Origin of the sequence: Janthinobacterium sp. P210005 (assembly GCF_036231865.1) — a bacterium.
Classification (GTDB): Bacteria; Pseudomonadota; Gammaproteobacteria; order Burkholderiales; family Burkholderiaceae_D; genus Janthinobacterium; species Janthinobacterium kumbetense.
Genome location: NZ_JAZARC010000001.1, coordinates 548,223 through 565,664 on the forward strand (window position 1 = coordinate 548,223; position 17,442 = coordinate 565,664).

Consider the following 17,442-nt stretch of genomic DNA (forward strand, 5'->3'; position numbering starts at 1 on the left):
GGCGGTAACGGATGGGGCGGCTTTGCAGCCAACGCTGTCCATTAGAGCGCAGCGGCCAGCGGCGGTCTTGCGCCGGCTCAAGCTGTGTTGCTGAAACTGTTAATTGATCAAAATCAAGACCGCTGTGGCCGTTTGTCTGAATCATAGGGGAATGCATGGCAATCATGGCAACCCGGGGATGACACGATGGCGACACTGATACACGATCTGATCTTTGAAACGGCGCAGCGCGCGCCGCAGGCGCCGGCCCTGTCGTGGCAGGGTGAGGAAATGCACTATGCCGCGCTGGCGCAATCCGTGCGCGAGACGGCTGGCACCCTGCTGGCCCTGGGCTTGCAGCGCGGCGCGCGCGTGGCCGTGTACCTGGAAAAACGCCCGGAAAACGTCAGCGCCATGTTTGGCGCGGCGGCGGCCGGCGGCGTGTTCGTGCCTGTCAACCCGCTGCTCAGGCCGGAGCAGGTGGCGTACATCCTGGCCGATTGCAACGTGGACATCCTCGTCACCTCGCGCGAACGCCTGGCGCAGCTGGGCCCCGCGCTGGCCGCGTGTCCGGACTTGCGCACGGTGCTGCTGACGGGCGAAGCGCTGCCGGAATCGCGCCTGGGCAAGGTGCGCGTGCTGGCGTGGAGCGCCATGCCCGCCAACGTGCCCGCCGGCGCGCCCGCGCTCCGGCCGCATGCGGCGATCGACGCGGACATGGCCGCCATTCTATATACCTCGGGCAGCACGGGGCGGCCGAAAGGCGTGGTGCTGTCGCACCGCAACATGCTGGCGGGCGCCCTCAGTGTGTCGGGCTATTTGCGCAATACGCCGCAAGACCGCATCCTGTGCGTCCTGCCGCTCAGTTTTGATTACGGCCTGAGCCAGCTGACGACGGCGTTTGCCAGCGGCGCCTGCGCCGTGCTGATGAATTACCTGCTGCTGCGCGATATCGTCGAAGCCGTCGAGCAGGAAGCCATCACGGGACTGGCCGCCGTGCCGCCCCTGTGGGTGCAGCTGTCGCAGCTGAGCTGGCCCTTGTCCACGCCCTTGCGCTACATCACCAATTCGGGCGGCGTGATGCAGCGCTCCACGCTCGACCGGCTGCGCCAGTCGCTGCCGCGCGTGCAGGTGTATCTGATGTATGGCTTGACGGAAGCGTTCCGCTCCACCTACCTGGCGCCGGAACAGCTGGAGCGGCGCCCCGATTCCATCGGGCAAGCGATCCCCAACGCGGAAGTGCTGGTGCTGCGCCCGGACGGCAGCGCGTGCGACACGGACGAGCCGGGCGAACTCGTGCACCGCGGCGCGCTGGTGGCGCTCGGCTACTGGAACGATGCGGCGCGCACGGCCGAGCGCTTCAAGCCGCTGCCGCCCCAGGCGAGCGGCCTGGTGCTGCCGGAACTGGCCGTCTGGTCGGGCGACACGGTGCGCCGCGATGCGGACGGCTACCTGTATTTCGTGGGCCGCAGCGATGACATGATCAAGACGTCCGGCTACCGGGTCAGCCCGGCCGAGATCGAGGAAGTCGTGTATGCGAGCGGGCTGGTGGGCGAGGCGGCCGCGCTGGGCTTGCCCCATGCCGTGCTGGGCCAGGCCATCGCCTTGCTCGTCACGCCCGCGCCGGGCGTCGTCTTGCTGCGCGACAGCGTGCTGGCCGCCTGCCGCGCGCGCCTGCCCAGCTATATGGTGCCGCTGTGGGTGGAGATCCGCGACGGCGTGTTGCCGCGCAACCCGAACGGCAAGATCGACCGCCCCTTGCTGGCCAGGGAACTGGCGCATGCGTATGCGGTCCAATCAGGAGATGCGGCATGAAGGACTTGATACGCTCGAACAATACGGAATTGCCATCGCACCAACCGCTGCGCCAGTTCGCGGTGGAAAACGACATGCTGCAGCTGGGCGGTGTTTCCCTGCGCCGGCTGGCCCAGCGGGTGGGCAGTACGCCGTTCTATGCCTATGAACGGGCGCACATCGCGCGGCGCGTGGCGGATTTGCGCGCCGCCTTGCCCGCCGGCGTGCACGTGCATTACGCCATGAAGGCCAACCCCATGCCGGCCGTGGTGCAGTCGCTGGCGGGCCTGGTCGATGGCATCGACGTGGCGTCCGGCGGCGAACTGGCCACCGCGCTCGATACGCCCATGCCGGCTGAACGCATCAGTTTTGCGGGACCGGGCAAGAGCGATGGGGAACTGGCGCGGGCCGTGGCCGCGGGCGTGCTGGTCAACGTGGAGTCGGGCGCCCAGCTGGAACGCCTGGCGCTGGCCAGCGAACGGCTGGGCCTGACTGCCAGGGTGGCCGTGCGCGTGAATCCCGATTTCGCCTTGCGCCGCACGGGCATGCGCATGGGCGGCGGGGCGCAGCCGTTCGGCGTCGATGCGGCCCTGGTGCCGGCGCTGCTGGGCCGCATCGGCCAGTTGGGACTGGATTTTCACGGCTTCCACCTGTACGCGGGTTCGCAAAGCCTGTCGGCGCCAGCCTTGGCCGAGGCGCAGGCGCTCAGCGTGCAACTGGCCCTGCAACTGGCCGACAGCGCGCCGTCGCCCTTGCGCACCCTGAATATCGGCGGCGGCTTCGGCGTGCCGTATTTTCCCGGCGACCAGGCGCTGGACCTGGCGCCCGTGGCCGATGGTTTGCAGCGGCAGCTCGCCATCCTGGCCCAGGAAGCCCCAGGTGCGCGCCTGAACCTGGAACTGGGACGCTATCTGGTGGCCGAGGCGGGCGTGTATGTGTGCAAGGTGCTTGAACGCAAGGTGTCGCATGGACAGGTATTTCTCGTGACGGATGGCGGCTTGCACCATCACCTGGCCGCGTCCGGCAACTTTGGCCAGCTGATACGCAAGAATTACCCGGTCGCCATCGGCAACCGGCTGCTGGGCGGGCCGCGCGAAGTGGCGTCCGTCGTAGGGCCGCTGTGCACGCCGCTGGACTTGCTGGCCGATCAAATGGAGATGGCGCGCGCCGAGGAGGGCGATCTGGTGGTGGTGTTCCAGTCGGGCGCCTACGGCTTGACGGCCAGCCCGACGGCGTTTCTCGGCCATCCGCTGCCGGCCGAGGTGCTCGTATGAGCGGCCTGTGCGGTTGGCTGGCCGCGCCTGGCGCGGTGGCGCACGGCGCTGCCAGCCTTGCCGCTGCGCAGGGCGGCATGGCGTCCGATGGCGCCGCGCCCAACGCGGCGACCGCGCTGGCAAGCATGGCGGCGCCCCTGTCGCGTTTCGATGGCGCGCCGCTGGCCAGCAGCTTGAGCGAAGTGGGCGGCGTGGCCGTGGCCGCCATCGACGGCAGTCGCCATGTGTATCAGCAAGATGGCTTGCAAGTGGCCCTGTGGGGCCGGCCCGAGCTCGACGGTTCGGCCGACGACGTGGCGTGCCGCCTCGCTTCCCTGTGGCTGAGCCGGGGCGTGGCGGCTTGCGCCAGCCTGTCCGGGCCCTTCGCGCTGGCCATCCTCGACGCCTTTTCCGGCTCGGCCCTGCTGGCCGTGGACCGCGCCGGCATGCATCCGCTCAGCTATGCGAGCAATGCGCAAGGCTTGTTCTTTGCCTCCTCGGCGGACGCCTTGCTGGCCCATCCGTCCGTGCGGGGCGCGCTCGATCCGCAGGCCCTGTATCACTACCTGTACTTCCACATGGTGCCGGGCCCCGCCACGGCTTACCTGGGCCAGCAGCGCCTGCTGCCCGGCGAATACCTGCACATGCGGGGCGGCAAGCAATGCAAGGGCAGCTATTGGCAGCTGGCCTTCCAGGAGCCGGCGGCGCGCACGCGGGCCACCTTCGCCAGCAACAAGCAGGAATTCCTGCGCCTGCTGCGACTGGCCGTGGAAAGCAGCCTGGGCGCGGATGGGGCGGACACGGGAGCGTTTCTCAGCGGGGGCACGGACAGTTCCACCCTGGCCGCCATCATGGGGCAAGTGACGGGCCGGCCCGCGCGCACGTATTCCATCGGTTTCGACTTTCCCGGCTATGACGAAATGGCGTATGCGCGCCTGGCGGCCAGCCATGCGGGCAGCCTGCACCATGAACGCTATGTGACGCCAGGCGACGTGCTGGCCGCCATCCCCGCCATGGCGGCCATTTTCGACCAGCCTTTCGGCAATGCCTCGGCCATTCCCGCTTACTATTGCGCGCAGATGGCGCGCGAGGATGGCGTGACGCGCTTGCTGGGCGGCGACGGCGGCGATGAACTGTTTGGCGGCAATGCGCGCTATGCGCACCAGGCCTTGCTGTCGCAGTACGAGCGCTTGCCCGTCATCTTGCGCCAGGCCATCATCGAGCCGCTGCTGTTCCGTGAACAGACAGGCAAACCGTGGCGGCTGGGCGACAAGGCGCGCCGCTACATCGAGCAAGCCAGCTTGCCGTTGCCGGCCCGCCTCGACGGCTATAACTTGCTGCTGCGCCATGGTTACCGCACGGTGCTGGAAGCGGGCTTCATCGACACCATCGACCCCGGCATGGCGCCTGGCTGCGTGAATGGCGCGTATTGGGAGCGGCAAGGCCAGGGCTTGAGCCAGATCAATGAGCTGCTGGCCCTGGACATGCGCTTCACCCTGGCCGACAACGACTTGTTCAAGGTGCGCAAGGCGTGCGAGCTGGCCGGCGTGGAAGCGGCGTTTCCCTTCCTGCACGATGCGATGGTGGCGTTTGCCGCGTGCCTGGCGCCGCGGGACAAGCTCGACGGACAAAATTTGCGGCCGTTCTTCAAGCGGGCGCTGGCCGAGATCTTGCCGCCGGCCATCGTGCGCAAGAAAAAGCACGGCTTTGGCCTGCCGTTCGGCCAGTGGCTGCACAGCCACGTGCCGCTGCGCGAGTTTGCCTTCGACAACCTGACCCAGCTGCGCGGGCGCGGCATCGTGCGGCCCGCCTTCATCGACGATCTGCAAGGGCGCTTGCTGGCGGAACACCCGGCCTATCACGGCACCATGGTGTGGCTGCTGCTGATGCTGGAACAGTGGCTCAGCCAGCATCCGGGCGCGCTGGGTGCGCTTGCCGGCGGTTTTGCTGCATGCGCCACAGAAACGCCAGCCGTCCTCGATCCCACGGCGTAAAGCGGGGCAGCTGCAGCAAGTCCAGATCCGCGCCGGGGCGCGCCACGCCCCAGTCCGTCGCGACGGCCGCCTGGAAACCGAGGCGCTTGACCATCGCCACGTGCGGCGCGCCATAATCGCGCCCGGCCTTGCCGTTCGGATAGGCAAACAGGGTGACGGGCGCCTGGACCAGGCTTTCCAGCTGCTGCTTGCCATTCGCGATGTCCAGCTGCGCGGCCCGCTCCGCCAGGGTCGATAGAATCGGATGGCTGGCCGTGTGCCCGCCCAGCGTCATGCCGGCCCCGTGCAGCTGGCGCAGTTGCGCCGTGCTCAGCATGGCTGGCGCGCTTGCCCGGGCGCCCGCCTGGCGGCGGATCTGCATGGCCAGGCGCTGGCGCTGTGCAAAGGGCAGGTATTTGAGCCGGCCCAGCAAGGTGGCGATGGCCGCCTGCCGCTGCGCCAGGGTGGCGACGGGGAAAGCCCCCAATTCCTGTGCGCGCAAGTCCAGCACCGCGCCTGGCGCCTGGCGCACGGCGTCGATCACCGTGTCGTTCCACATCTGTCCCCCGTCCAGGTAGCCCGTGGCGATAAAGAACGTGGCATGCAAGCCGTGGCGCTGCAGCAGCGGCAGGGCGACTTGCGCATTGTCCGCATAGCCGTCGTCGAAGGTGATGCAGGCGGCGCGCGGCGGCAGACTGCCATCCTGCAGGCGCCGCACGGCATCGTCCAGCGGCAGCGGCGTATAGAAACGCTTTAACAGGCGCAACTGGCGCTGGAACAGGGCCGCATCGACTTCGCCGGGAAACAGCGGGTCGGGCCGCGCCAGCACGCGGTGGTAGATCAGGATGGACAAGGCGGCCGTCATGGCTGCTCCGCGATGGCGGTGCGGGGCTTGGCCTGGCGCAATGTCGGGGCCGGCGCCTGCTGTTCGACGACGATGCGCGTGGCGATCAGGGCGGCCATCAGGTAGTAGGGCATGTCGAAATACAGCAGGCTGAGGAAGGCGCCGCCCACGGCAAAGCCGATCAGGCTGGCCTGGCTCATGGTGGCCAGGCCGTGCGCCCAGCGCAATTCCGGCTTGCTCCGCGTGCGGCGGATGATGGCGGCCGCCGTGCGCCAGGTGGCGATGCCCAGCGCCAAGTAAATCAGCAAGCCGATAAAGCCGTGTTCGCCCAGCGCCTGGAAGTAGATGCTGTGCGCCGCGTGCACATCCATGGGGTTCGGCGCATAGCGGGCGAAGACGGCGGCGTCGGAGACGTCGAAGCCGCCGCCGGAAAAGCGGTCGCGCGCCAGGTTCCAGGCCATGCGCCACGCATTCAGGCGGCCCATGGCGGATTCGTCGTCCTGGTAGGTATTGATGGTGTCCATGCGTTCGGCCCAGCGCTCGGGCATGAAGGCCAGCAGCAGCGGCGTGACCGCGGCGAGCAGCGCGCCCAGCACCAGCTTGCGGTCGCTTTTCAGCCACATGAACAGGCCCATGGCGGCGATGGCCAGCAAGCCGCCGCGCGAATACGAGCCCAGCGCGGCGAGGGCCGACAGCAGCATGGCCCCGGACAAGCCGTGGCGCAGCCAGCGTCGGTCCGTGTTTTGCTGCAAGTAATACATGAGGGGGATGGTGATGATCAGGGCCAGGGCCAGCGCGTTGTTATCGCCGATAAACGTATCTTCCGGCCCCCACACCCGTTCCGTGCCGCCGCTGCGGATGGTGAAGATGCCGCCTTTCACGCCGTAATAGCCGATCGAGCCCACCAGCACCCAGACCAGGCGCACGATGTCGCGCCGCGAGCGTATCACCATCATCACGACAAAGCTCATCAGCATGATCTTCATGACCTTGTTCCACTGCACCCACGACGACTGGGGCAGCAGGGCGAACGGCGCCGTCACGTTCATCCACGCGACGAACAGCAGCAGCAGCACGCTGACGGGGGTCAGCGGCAGGTTCTTCGGTTCGCGCGTCATGAGCAGGCCCAGCAGGGTGGCGATGGCGATGATGAAGGCGAACGGCATGTGGGTGGCGAAACCCCAGCCCTGCGTGTGCGGGTTCATGACGCTGACCCAGACCCACATCAGGCCGCCGATGGCCGGCGCCTTCAGGATGAAGGGCAGCGAACCCAGGATGATGACGGTGATCAATATGTCGCGCATGAAGGGGGACGCTCCTGGTGTTGCCCGGCTTGCCAAGGTCTTGATGCCTGTCAACGGGCTGGCAGGCAGGCTCAGTACACTGGTTCAATACCGCCCGGCGTTGTTGAATACTGCCAATCAGTTTTGTCATGGTAAGACCAAGGAGGCATGTCCTTGTTGACCGTTCTCATGGCGACCTACAATGGCGCCGGCACCTTGCCCCAGGTATTGCGCGCCTACATGGGCTTGCAGTCGCCCAGGGGCGGCTGGCGCCTGGTCATCGCCGACAATGGCAGCACCGACGCCACGGCCCGGGTGATCGCCGCCTTTCGCGGCCGCTTGCCCTTGAGCTATCTCTACGTGGCGCGGCGCGGCCGCAGTCCCGCCCTGAACGGCGCCGTCGAACACGCCTTGCGCCAAGGGGGCGATGGCGGCGAGTTGTTCGTGTTTGGCGACGACGACGCCATGCCCGCATCCGACTGGCTGTGCCGCCTGCAGGACAGCGCGCGCGCCCACCCCGGCTACGCGCTGTTCGGCGGCGCCATCGTGCCCGCCTGGCGCGAGCAACCGGAGGCATGGCTGCTGCGCCTGACGCCGGTCGGCTTGACGTGGGGCATCACCAGCGCCGACTTGCGCGACGCCCCCATCTATCCTGGCCTCGTCTGGGGCGCCAACATGGCGATACGCCGCCGCATCTTCGAGGCGGGCGCACGCTATGACGAAAGCATCGGCCCGCAGGGCGCCAATTACGCCATGGGCAGCGAAACCCGGCTCAACCTTGAGATGCATGCGGCCGGCAACCCTTCCTGGTTCTGTCCGCGGGCGCAAGTGGCGCACATCATCCGTGCCCCGCAAGTGCGGCGCGCCTGGATACTGCGCCGCGCCATGCTGTTCGGCCGGGGCCAATGCCGGCTGGCGACCTTCGCCCCCAGCGTGGAACTCCTCGGCGTGCCGCGCTGGATGCTGGGCAGATACGTGCGCGATACCCTGGGCGCCGTGCGGGCCTGGCTGCGGCGCGACCACGCCGACCTGTTCCTGCGCCAGTGGGAACGGGCCTGGCTGCGCGGTTTCTTCCATGAAGCGTGGCGGGGACGGCGCAAACGCTTGCCGCGCATCGTCATCAGCAGTTATTCGGGCGAGCTGGGCGGCATGGAGCTGCGCATGGCGCAAGAGGCGAAGATGCTGGGCGCGAACGGCTACGACAGCGTGCTGGCCCTACGGCGCTTTCCCGGTTTCAGCCAGTGGGCGCAAGGCTTGCGCGCGCAGCAGCTGCAGGTGCAAGTGTACGAGCCGCCCTTGTTTCTCGAACACTGGGCCTGGCGGCGCTGGAACTGGCTGCGCGCCAGGGTCACGGGCGCGTGGCGGCTGCGGCGGCTGCGGCCCGATATCGTCCACGTGGCGTTTTGCTGGACCAGCTATGGCGCTTCCATCCTGTGGCTGGCCCGGCAATGCCGCTTGCCGGCCGTGATCAGCGTGCACAATGCGTTTCCCTTGGAGCCGTTCAGCGACTGGCAGCGGCCCCGGCTGCAGGAAGCGTTTCGCACCGTCAAGGGTGTGTATGCCGTGTCGGCCTCGTCCATGCGGCATTTCCTCGACCTGTACCGCGACATGCTGGCGCCGGACACGCGGCTGGCCGTGATTCCCAACGGCGTCGATACGGAAACGTTCATCGTCTCGCCGGAACGGAGAGTACTGGCGCGCCAGCAGTTGGGGCTGCCGCCGGACGCGCTCGTGCTCGGCTGCGTGGCGCGGCTTTCCGCACAGAAGCGCCCGCAAGCGCTGCTGGCCCTGTTCGCCTGCCTGGCGCCCCGGTTTCCCCATTTGTATCTGGTACTCGTGGGCACGGGGCCGCTGGATGCCATGCTGCGGCTGCAGGCGCAACAGACGGGCTTGCAGGACAGGGTCGTGTTTGCCGGTTTCCAGCAGCGCGTCGAATGGCTGATGCCCGCCTTCGACCTGCATGTGTTGCTGAGTAAAAATGAGGGTTTCGGCATCGCCACCATCGAAGCGATGGCGTGCGGCGTGCCGGCCGTGGGGACGGATGTGCCGGGCACCCACGATATCCTGCACGACAGCGCCGGCGGCTTGCTGCTGCCGCTGGACGACGAGCACGCCGCCTGCGCGGCCGTGGCGCAGCTGCTGATGGATGCGCCACGGCGCGCCCGCATGGGACGGCTGGCCCGCGAAGAAACCGTGCAGCGCTATTCGATGCCGCGCCTGGAGCGCCAGCTGCGCCAATTCTATGCCGGCCTCGTGTAGGCGCCGGTCACGGGGATGAATGCCACCCGCCATTCGTTTTTCTTTTCCTTCGCCGAAAAATACACGGTGCTGCTGCTGGGCATCGTCGCCACCATGGTGCTGTCGCGCCTGCTGACGCCGGCCGAGGTGGGCGTGTATTCGCTGGGCGCCGTGCTGGTTGCCCTGGCGCAAGTGGTGCGTGACTTTGGCGTGGGGCAATACCTGATCCAGGAAAAGCAGCTCGATGCCGTGAAATTGCGGGCCGCGCTGGCGACCAGCCTGCTCGTCGCCTGGCTGCTGGCGGGGGTGGTGCTGCTGGCCAGCGCGCCGCTCGCGCAATTCTATGGCGAACCCCGGCTGACACTCGTGCTGCGCCTGCTGGCCATCAATTTTGTCTTGATCCCGTTCAGCGCGCTGACCTTGCCGATGCTGCGCCGGCAACTGCGCTTTCGCGCCATCTACGCCATCAATGCGGCCAATAGCGCCGTCAACCTGCTGGTGGCCGTGCTGCTGGCGCTGCAGGGCTGCAGTTACATGAGCATAGTGTGGGCGGCGCTGGCCGGTTCCTGCGCGTCGCTGCTGGTGAGCCTGCTGGTGCGTCCCAAGGAGCTGCCGTGGCTGCCGGGACGGCGGGGCATGGGCGCCATCGGCCGTTTTGGCGCGTATGCGACGGGAGGCGGCCTCGTCGACGAGGCGGGCGTGGCGGCGCCGGACCTCATCATCGGCAAGCTGATCGGCATTGAAAGCCTGGCCCTGTTCGGCAAGGCGCAAAGCGTGCTCAATATCTTTAACCAGGCCATTACCAGCGCCATTTCTCCCGTCGTGTTTCCCCTGTTCGCGGCGCGTGCCCGCGGGGAAGGGGGGCAGGGCGGGGCGGAACTCGTGTATCTGCGCACGATCAGTTACATGACGGCGCTGGCCTGGCCGTTTTTTCTCTTTCTCGCCTGCATGGCTTTGCCCTTGGTCAAGGTGTTGTATGGCACGCAATGGCTAGGCTGTGTGCCCTTGATCCGCATCATGTGCCTGTCCTCGGCCGTGTATAGCATGTTCAGCATGGCCCGCTACCTGTTCGTGGCGACGGGCCAGCTGCAGGCGCAAGTGCGGCTCGATGCCTGCGCCGGCGGCATCAAGGTGGCGCTGCTGCTGGCGGCGGCGCCGTTCGGCCTGCTGGCCGTGGCTTGGGCCGTGGTGCTGAGCAACGTGCTTCGCAGCTGGCTGAACTACGGTTGTCTGCGGCGCTTGAGCGCCCTGGACTGGCGCATCCTGGCGCGGGCCTTGCGCAAGAGCCTGCTGCTGTGCGGCGTCAGTAGTGTCGCGCCCGTCGCTGCGCTGCTGTGGCTGCCCGCGGACACGCCGGCACTGCTGGCGCTGGCGGGCACGGCGCTCGTCACCTTGCTGTGCTGGCTGGCGGGGATTTTCCTGTTGCAGCATGAGCTGGCCGGAGAATTTTTGTTATTGCAACGCAAGCTGGCGGGACGCTGGCTGGCAGTCAAATGGACGAAAGGATGACCATGCGTGTCGGTATCTTGTCCTACCCGATGCTGTTCCAGCGCGACGGCGGCTTGCAGATCCAGGTACGCGAAACCATTGCCGCGCTGAACCGGCTGCCCCAGCTGCCGGCGCGTCCCCTGGCCGTGCAGCTGGTCGACGCCAACCATCAGCGGCTGGCCGATTTCGACGTGCTGCACGTGTTTTCGGCGAGCAATGGCACCTACCGCATCATGGAAATGGCCAGCGAGCAAGGCGTGCCCGTGGTGCTGTCGCCGCTGCTGTCGCCGGGCTGGGGCCGGGCCAGCGCCTGGCGCGCGCGGCTGGCCGACCGGCTGGCGGGGCGCCTGACGGAATGGATGGTACAGACGAGCTATGCGCAGACGCGGCGCGCCCTGCAGCTGGCCGACGTGGTGATCGCCCTGGGCGAGGCGGAGCGCGACGCCATCGTGCACGGTTTCGGCATGCTGGCGCAAGCCATCCGCGTCTTGCCGAACGGGATCAACCCGCATTTCTTCACGGCCAATGGCGACTTGTTCCTGCGCGAGACGGGCATCGCGGGGCCGTTCGTGCTGATGGTGGGCAGCATTTCGCCGTATAAAAACCAGCTGGGGCTGGCCCAGGCGCTGGCGGGCGCCGGCTTGCCGCTGGTGCTGATCGGCGCCGCGCCGCGCGAACAGCAAGCGTATCTGCAGCAATTGCTGGACTTGCCGCACGTCAGCTGGCTGGGCGCGCTCGACCACGCCGACCCGCTGCTGGCCAGCGCCTACCATGCGGCGGCCGTGGCGGCCTTGCCCAGCCAGGGCGAAGTGTTTCCCTTGAGCGTGCTCGAAGCGCTGGCGGCCGGCACGCCCGTCGTCATGACGGCGCAAAGCGCGCTGGACTTGCCCGATTCCGCGTTTGCGCTGCGCAAGGTGCGCTGGGACGATGGCGCCGCGCAGCGCCAGGCCATCCTCGCATTGCTGGCGCTGCCCCCCGGACGCGCCCGCGTGCAAGCGCTGGTGGAACGTTTTACGTGGGAACGGGTGGCGGCGCAGATCGCCGAGTGTTATTACCAGGCGCAGTCGCTGCCTGCCAGGAGGCAACATGCTGTTTAATTCCTTCGCCTTCCTGTTCGGCTATCTGCCCATCGTGCTGGCCGGCTATTTCCTGCTGGACCGCTGGGCCACCGCCGGCGCACCCGCCAGCTGGCGCCGCCTGGCGCCGGCCGCTTGGCTGGCCGGCGCATCGCTGTTCTTCTATGCCTGGTGGGATGTGCGCTACCTGCCGCTGCTGCTGGCGTCCATCTGCGTCAATTATGGCGCCGGGCGCCTGATCGGCGCGCGCGCAGGCGCGGCCCGCAAGCGCGTGCTGCTGGCGGCGCTGGCGCTGAACCTGGGTTTGCTCGCCTACTATAAATATGCGAATTTCTTCATCGACAGCGTGAATGCCGTCGCCGGGCTTGCTGGTGCTGGCGCTGGCAGCCTGCCGTGGTCCGGCCTCGACATCATCCTGCCGATCGGCATCTCGTTCTTTACCTTCACGCAGATCGCCTTCCTCGTCGATTGCTACCGGGGCGAGGTGCGCGAATACCGTTTCATCCATTACGTGCTGTTCGTCAGCTACTTTCCGCACCTGATCGCCGGGCCCGTGCTGCACCACCGCGACATGATGCCGCAGTTCGCCGACCCGGCCAACGCCCACCCGCGCGCAGCCAATTTCGCCATCGGCCTGTCGATTTTTACCATCGGCCTGGCAAAAAAAGTGCTGATCGCCGACAACCTGTCGCCGCTGGCCATTCCCGTCTTCGCGGCCGGCGCCACGCCCACCCTGATCGAAGCGTGGATCGGCGTGCTGGCCTACACTTTCCAGCTGTACTTCGACTTTTCCGGCTATTCCGACATGGCCATCGGCCTGTCGCGCCTGTTCGGCGTGAAATTGCCGCTGAACTTCAATTCGCCGTACAAGGCGGCCAATATCGCCGACTTCTGGCGCCGCTGGCACATGACCTTGTCGCGTTTCCTGCGCGACTATCTGTATATTCCCCTGGGCGGCAGCCGGCGCGGCGAGGCCATGCGCTACCGCAACCTGATGCTGACCATGCTGCTGGGCGGCCTGTGGCACGGCGCCGGTTGGACTTTCGTCATCTGGGGCGGCTTGCACGGCCTGTACCTGGTGCTGCAGCAGGCGTGGCAGCGGGTCTTCGGCGCAGCGCGGGCGTACCGCTGGCTGCGCTGGTGGCCGATGTGGTGGTCAAGTCTGTTGACCTTTCTTGCCGTCATGCTGGCCTGGATCTTTTTCCGCGCGCCCGACGTGGCCACGGCCTGGGATATCGCGGGCGCGCTGGTGGGCGCGAACGGCGTGAGCCTGCCGCGCGGCCTGGCCAGCCATGGGGCCAGCCTGGCGCAGTGGGGCATGCATCCCGCGTTCGACGGCATCCGCTGGATCGAACTGGCGGGACCGGGCTTGCCCGTGCTGCTGGCGGCGATGCTGCTGGCCTTCAAGGCGCCGAATACGCAAGAAATATTCTTTCTCTACGAGCCTGCCATTGAAAGAATCTTTCAGCCGGCAGGGCGCTGGGCCTTCAGCTGGCGCCCCACGCGCCGCTGGAGCGTGGGCTTTGCCGCGCTGTTCATCGCCTGCATCTTCGGCATGAACCGGGTCACCGAATTTCTCTACTTCCAGTTCTGAGCATGGATACCGCCGCCCGCCATTACCTCACCGGCTTTTTCGCCTGCGTCGGCCTGGTGCTGGGCGCCGTCTCCTTGCTCAATTACCAGGTCGATCCCTATCTGCTGCACCAGTGGGACAGTCCCTTGCTGCAGCGCCCGCGCCAGCTCAATGAAAAGCTCGGCGCCTGGGCCAAGACCTACGCCGTGGCGCGCTACCGTCCGGCCGTCATCTACATCGGCAATTCGCGCACGGAACTGGGCTTGCCGACGGGCGTGCGCGCCATGTTCGACGGCAAGAGCGTCTTCAACAGCGCCGTGTCGGGCGCCTCGATCGGCGACGCCATCCGCCTGGCCGAGCATGCGGCCAGGGTCAGCCGCGTCGAGACCATGGTGTGGGGCGTCGACGCGCCCACTTTTTCCCTGGACATGGGCGCGGCGCGGGTGGAAGACAGCCTGACGGGCGCCGAACACGGCTTTTTCGCCCGGCGCGCCCTGGTCAACCTGAAGCGGGGCCTGACCCTGGACATGACGGAAGACAGCGTGCGCATCCTCACGGGCAAGGCCGGCGACGTCTGCCGCTCCAACCTAGCCTTGTACGGGCAGCGCGACGAGACGTGCACCCGCAAGGGCATGCGGCACTGGCTGGGAACGAAGGACGCCATTCCCGTGCGGCTGCAGGAATTCGGCGACGGACTGGGGCCGACGCCGCCCTCGACACTGGCGCTCGATGCCAGCATCGGCAAGCTGTGCCGCAGCAGCCTGCGCCTGCGCCTGTACATCAACCCCACGCACGCGCTGACCTTGTACGCGCTGCACTGGCGCGGCAAGTGGGATGCCATGCAAGCCTGGCAGCGGGGACTGGTGCAGCTCGTCGAGCGCCACCGCCTGCACGGCTGCGACGTGCGCCTGCATGATTTTTCCGGCTTCAACAGCATCACGACGGAAGCGACCCCGCTCGTCAGCGGCAAGCCCGACATGCATTATTACTGGGAAGTGTCGCATTACCGGGACAATGTGGGTCGTTTGATCCTGGCGCGCCTGTTCGGCGGCGATACGCCGCCGCCGGCCGATTTCGGCGTGGAGCTGACGCAGGCCAACGTCGACGACCACCAGGAGGCCATGCGCGCGGCGCGCGACCGCTATGGCATGGAACACGCGCGCGAGGCGGCCTATGCGCGGCAGGTGCTGGACGGGCCGCTGATCCGGCGCTGAACGCCATTTCTCTACTCATGTTGCTACTTCCCGTGCCGACCATGGATACCACCGCCCGCCGCTACCTCGCCATCTTCTTCGCCTGCGTGCTGGCCGCGCTGGCCCTCGTGTCCGCCGTCAATTACCACGTCGATCCGTATCTGCTGCACCAGTGGGACAGCCCGCTGCTGCAGCGATTGCGGCCGACGACCGAAAAACTCAGCGTGTGGGGCAAGACGTATGCCGTGGCGCGCTACCGGCCGGCCGTCGTCTACATCGGCAATTCGCGCACGGAAATGGGCTTGCCGACGCATCGCGTGCGCACCTTGTTCGAAGGCAAGAGCGTCTTCAACAGCGCCGTGTCGGGCGCCTCCATCGGCGAAGCCATGCGCCTGGCCGAGCATGCGGCCAGGGTCAGCCATGTCGACACCATGGTGTGGGGCATCGACGCACCTTCGTTCTCGCTGGAACTGGGCTCGGCCGGCGTGGAACCGGGCCTGACGGACCCCGGCCCCGCGTTTTTCGCGCGGCGCGCCTTGCTCAACATCAAGCGCGGCCTGACGGTCGACATGACGCGCGACACCTGGCGCATCCTCAGCGGCAGCTATGACGGCGTGTGCCTGTCCAGCCTGGCACTGCACGGCCAGCGCGACGAATCCTGCCTCACCAGCCGCAACCGTACCTGGACCGGCACGGCGCGCGCGTTCACGCCGCGCCTGCAGGAATTCAGCGACGGCCTGGGCCCCACGGCGTCCGCGCTGCACGCCTTCGATGCGAGCGTGGGGAAACTGTGCCGTGGCGGCACACGCTTGCGCCTGTACATCAATCCCACGCATGCGCTCACGCTCGACGCCCTGTACTGGCGCGGCAAGTGGGCTGCCATGGAAACGTGGCAGCGCGACCTGACGAACATGGCTGGACGCTACCGGCGCCAGGGTTGCGACGTGCGCCTGCTTGATTTTTCCGGCTTTAACAGCATCACCAGCGAGCCGATCCCCCAAGTGACGGGCGCGCGCGAGATGCGCTATTACTGGGAAGCGTCGCACTACCGCGACAATGTGGGCCGCTTCATCCTGGCGCGCCTGTTCGGCGGCCCGGAGCCGCCGCCGGCGGACTTCGGCGTGGAACTGACGCAGGCCAGCATCGACGCCCACCAGGCGGCCATGCGCGCCGCGCGCGAGCGCTACCACGCGCAGCACGCCGAGGAAACGGCCTACCTGCGCCACGCGCTGACCTTGCCCCGCGAACCCAAATAGGCGACCGACGGCGCCAGCCGTACGGCGTGGGGCAGGGCGCTTGCGCTATGATAATGTTTTGCCATCCAGCAAGTTCCAGGACTCCCCATGAAAATCGCCTTCTTTGCCAGCCAGCCCTACGACCGCCGTTTCTTCGACGAAGCCTTGCCGGCCCAGCCCGATTCCGCCGGCATCGAACTGGTCTACCACAGCGCCTTGCTGAGCCAGGAAACCGTGGTCCTGGCGCAAGGGGCCGACGCCGTGTGCGTCTTCGTCAACGACGTGCTCGACGCGCCCGTGCTGGAAGCCTTGCACGGCTACGGCGTGCGCGCCATCCTGCTGCGCTGCGCCGGCTACAACAATCTCGACCTGGAAGCGGCCAGGCGCCTGGGCCTGTTCGTCGCGCGCGTGCCCGCGTATTCGCCGGAAGCCGTGGCCGAATACACCCTGGCCCTCGTGCAAACCCTGAACCGCCACACGCACCGCGCCTACGCCCGCGTGCGCGAAGGCAATTTCTCGCTGGACGGCTTGCTGGGCGCCACCCTGCACGGTAAAACGGTCGGCATCGTCGGCACGGGCAAGATCGGCCTTGCGACGGCGCGCATTTTCAAGGGTTTCGGCTGCACGGTGCTGGGCCACGACCCGTATCCGGCGCCCGCGTTCGCGGACCTGGGCACGATGGTGGAGCTGCCGCGGCTGCTGGCCGAGTCCGACATCGTCTCGCTGCATTGCCCGCTGATGGAGAGCACGCGCCACATGATCAGCGAAGCAACCTTGCCGCAGATGAAGAAGGGCGCCATGCTGGTGAATACGTCGCGCGGCGGCCTGATCGATACGGGCGCCGTCATCGAGGCGCTCAAATCGCGCCAGCTCGGTTCGCTCGCCATCGACGTGTACGAGCAGGAAAGCAATCTGTTCTTCCAGGACCGCTCGTCCGACATCATCGACGACGACATCTTCCAGCGATTGATGACCTTCCCGAACGTGCTGGTGACGGGCCACCAGGGCTTCTTCACCATGGAAGCGCTGCGCGAGATCGCCGCCATCACGTATCACAACCTCGCGTGCTTCCGCCAGGGCAAGGCGTGCGAAAACAGCGTCTTAACTAGCTGATACTTGCTTCCTGGGCTTGGGCGGCGGCTTGGGTTTCGGCAGCGGCAAGGCGTCCGCCGTGCGCCGCGCCAGCTGGCTCAGCCAGTCGCGTTCGTCCCACAGCCCGCCATCGATGAGGAAATACGGCTTGGCTTGCGGATAGGGCGGCGCTTCCAGCAGCGTGCCTTGTGCGCTGATCCAGGCGCGGCCCGCGTCCGTCGGCTTGATGAACAGCTGGTCGTCGGCGACGATGGCGAACATCTTGCCGTCGCAATACAAGCCATACTCGCCAAACATTTTTTTCGCGCTGATGCCGCCCGCGCCCGCCATCTGGTCGAGCAAAAAATCCACCGTGCCTTGCTGTGATGCCATGTCGTCCTCCGTGTGAAAGAACAGTGTAGCGCACTGGCCAGGATGGGCC

At 67.2% G+C, this 17,442-nt stretch carries 13 protein-coding genes; 10 read left to right on the forward strand and 3 right to left on the reverse strand.

Features of this window, described 5'->3' with window-relative positions:
• The first annotated feature begins 186 nt into the window (after positions 1 to 186).
• From VPH40_RS02295 to VPH40_RS02305, 3 genes are read left to right on the forward strand one after another with little or no spacing between them, the layout of a single operon-like run.
• The gene (locus VPH40_RS02295; RefSeq protein ID WP_328572524.1) at positions 187 to 1,794 is read left to right on the forward strand and encodes an acyl-CoA ligase (AMP-forming), exosortase A system-associated; all 1,608 of its coding nucleotides are present in this window, start codon (positions 187 to 189) and stop codon (positions 1,792 to 1,794) included.
• Positions 1,791 to 3,047, forward strand: coding sequence for a pyridoxal-dependent decarboxylase, exosortase A system-associated (locus tag VPH40_RS02300; protein ID WP_328572525.1), 1,257 nt, complete (start codon positions 1,791 to 1,793; stop codon positions 3,045 to 3,047). Before VPH40_RS02295 ends, VPH40_RS02300 begins: the two co-directional genes overlap by 4 nt.
• Entirely contained in the window at positions 3,044 to 5,020 is a 1,977-nt protein-coding gene (locus VPH40_RS02305) for an asparagine synthetase B family protein (RefSeq protein ID WP_328572526.1), read from the forward strand. Before VPH40_RS02300 ends, VPH40_RS02305 begins: the two co-directional genes overlap by 4 nt.
• Here VPH40_RS02305 and VPH40_RS02310 read toward each other — a convergent pair.
• Positions 4,929 to 5,864 carry a polysaccharide deacetylase family protein gene (locus VPH40_RS02310; protein ID WP_328572527.1) on the reverse strand — a complete coding sequence of 312 codons (936 nt, stop codon included), beginning with the start codon at positions 5,862 to 5,864 and terminating at the stop codon, positions 4,929 to 4,931. The genes VPH40_RS02305 and VPH40_RS02310 overlap by 92 nt on opposite strands.
• Positions 5,861 to 7,147 (reverse strand): putative O-glycosylation ligase, exosortase A system-associated, encoded by a 1,287-nt coding sequence (locus tag VPH40_RS02315; protein WP_328572528.1) that lies wholly within the window; start codon positions 7,145 to 7,147, stop codon positions 5,861 to 5,863. The genes VPH40_RS02310 and VPH40_RS02315 overlap by 4 nt, the downstream gene beginning before the upstream one ends.
• Before the next feature lie 153 nt (positions 7,148 to 7,300).
• Here VPH40_RS02315 and VPH40_RS02320 point away from each other — a divergent pair, with 153 nt between their 5' ends.
• The 7 genes from VPH40_RS02320 to VPH40_RS02350 all read left to right on the forward strand — a co-directional run bounded on the left by VPH40_RS02320 (position 7,301) and on the right by VPH40_RS02350 (position 17,042).
• The gene (locus VPH40_RS02320) at positions 7,301 to 9,385 is read left to right on the forward strand and encodes a glycosyltransferase (RefSeq protein WP_328572529.1); all 2,085 of its coding nucleotides are present in this window, start codon (positions 7,301 to 7,303) and stop codon (positions 9,383 to 9,385) included.
• A gap of 15 nt (positions 9,386 to 9,400) precedes the next feature.
• Positions 9,401 to 10,873: a lipopolysaccharide biosynthesis protein gene (locus tag VPH40_RS02325; RefSeq protein ID WP_328572530.1), complete on the forward strand. Its 1,473-nt coding sequence runs from the start codon at positions 9,401 to 9,403 to the stop codon at positions 10,871 to 10,873.
• Positions 10,874 to 10,875: 2 nt separating this feature from the next.
• Positions 10,876 to 11,949 (forward strand): glycosyltransferase family 4 protein, encoded by a 1,074-nt coding sequence (locus VPH40_RS02330; protein WP_257219038.1) that lies wholly within the window; start codon positions 10,876 to 10,878, stop codon positions 11,947 to 11,949.
• Positions 11,939 to 13,522 (forward strand): MBOAT family O-acyltransferase, encoded by a 1,584-nt coding sequence (locus VPH40_RS02335; protein ID WP_328572531.1) that lies wholly within the window; start codon positions 11,939 to 11,941, stop codon positions 13,520 to 13,522. Before VPH40_RS02330 ends, VPH40_RS02335 begins: the two co-directional genes overlap by 11 nt.
• Positions 13,523 to 13,524: 2 nt before the next feature.
• Entirely contained in the window at positions 13,525 to 14,715 is a 1,191-nt protein-coding gene (locus VPH40_RS02340) for a hypothetical protein (protein ID WP_328572532.1), read from the forward strand.
• A gap of 41 nt (positions 14,716 to 14,756) precedes the next feature.
• Entirely contained in the window at positions 14,757 to 15,950 is a 1,194-nt protein-coding gene (locus VPH40_RS02345) for a hypothetical protein (RefSeq protein ID WP_328572533.1), read from the forward strand.
• A gap of 87 nt (positions 15,951 to 16,037) precedes the next feature.
• Positions 16,038 to 17,042: a 2-hydroxyacid dehydrogenase gene (locus VPH40_RS02350; protein WP_289898010.1), complete on the forward strand. Its 1,005-nt coding sequence runs from the start codon at positions 16,038 to 16,040 to the stop codon at positions 17,040 to 17,042.
• On the opposite strand, the gene VPH40_RS02355 is transcribed toward VPH40_RS02350, so the two are convergent.
• Positions 17,031 to 17,393 carry a TfoX/Sxy family protein gene (locus VPH40_RS02355; RefSeq protein WP_328572534.1) on the reverse strand — a complete coding sequence of 121 codons (363 nt, stop codon included), beginning with the start codon at positions 17,391 to 17,393 and terminating at the stop codon, positions 17,031 to 17,033. The genes VPH40_RS02350 and VPH40_RS02355 overlap by 12 nt on opposite strands.
• Positions 17,394 to 17,442 lie beyond the last annotated feature (49 nt).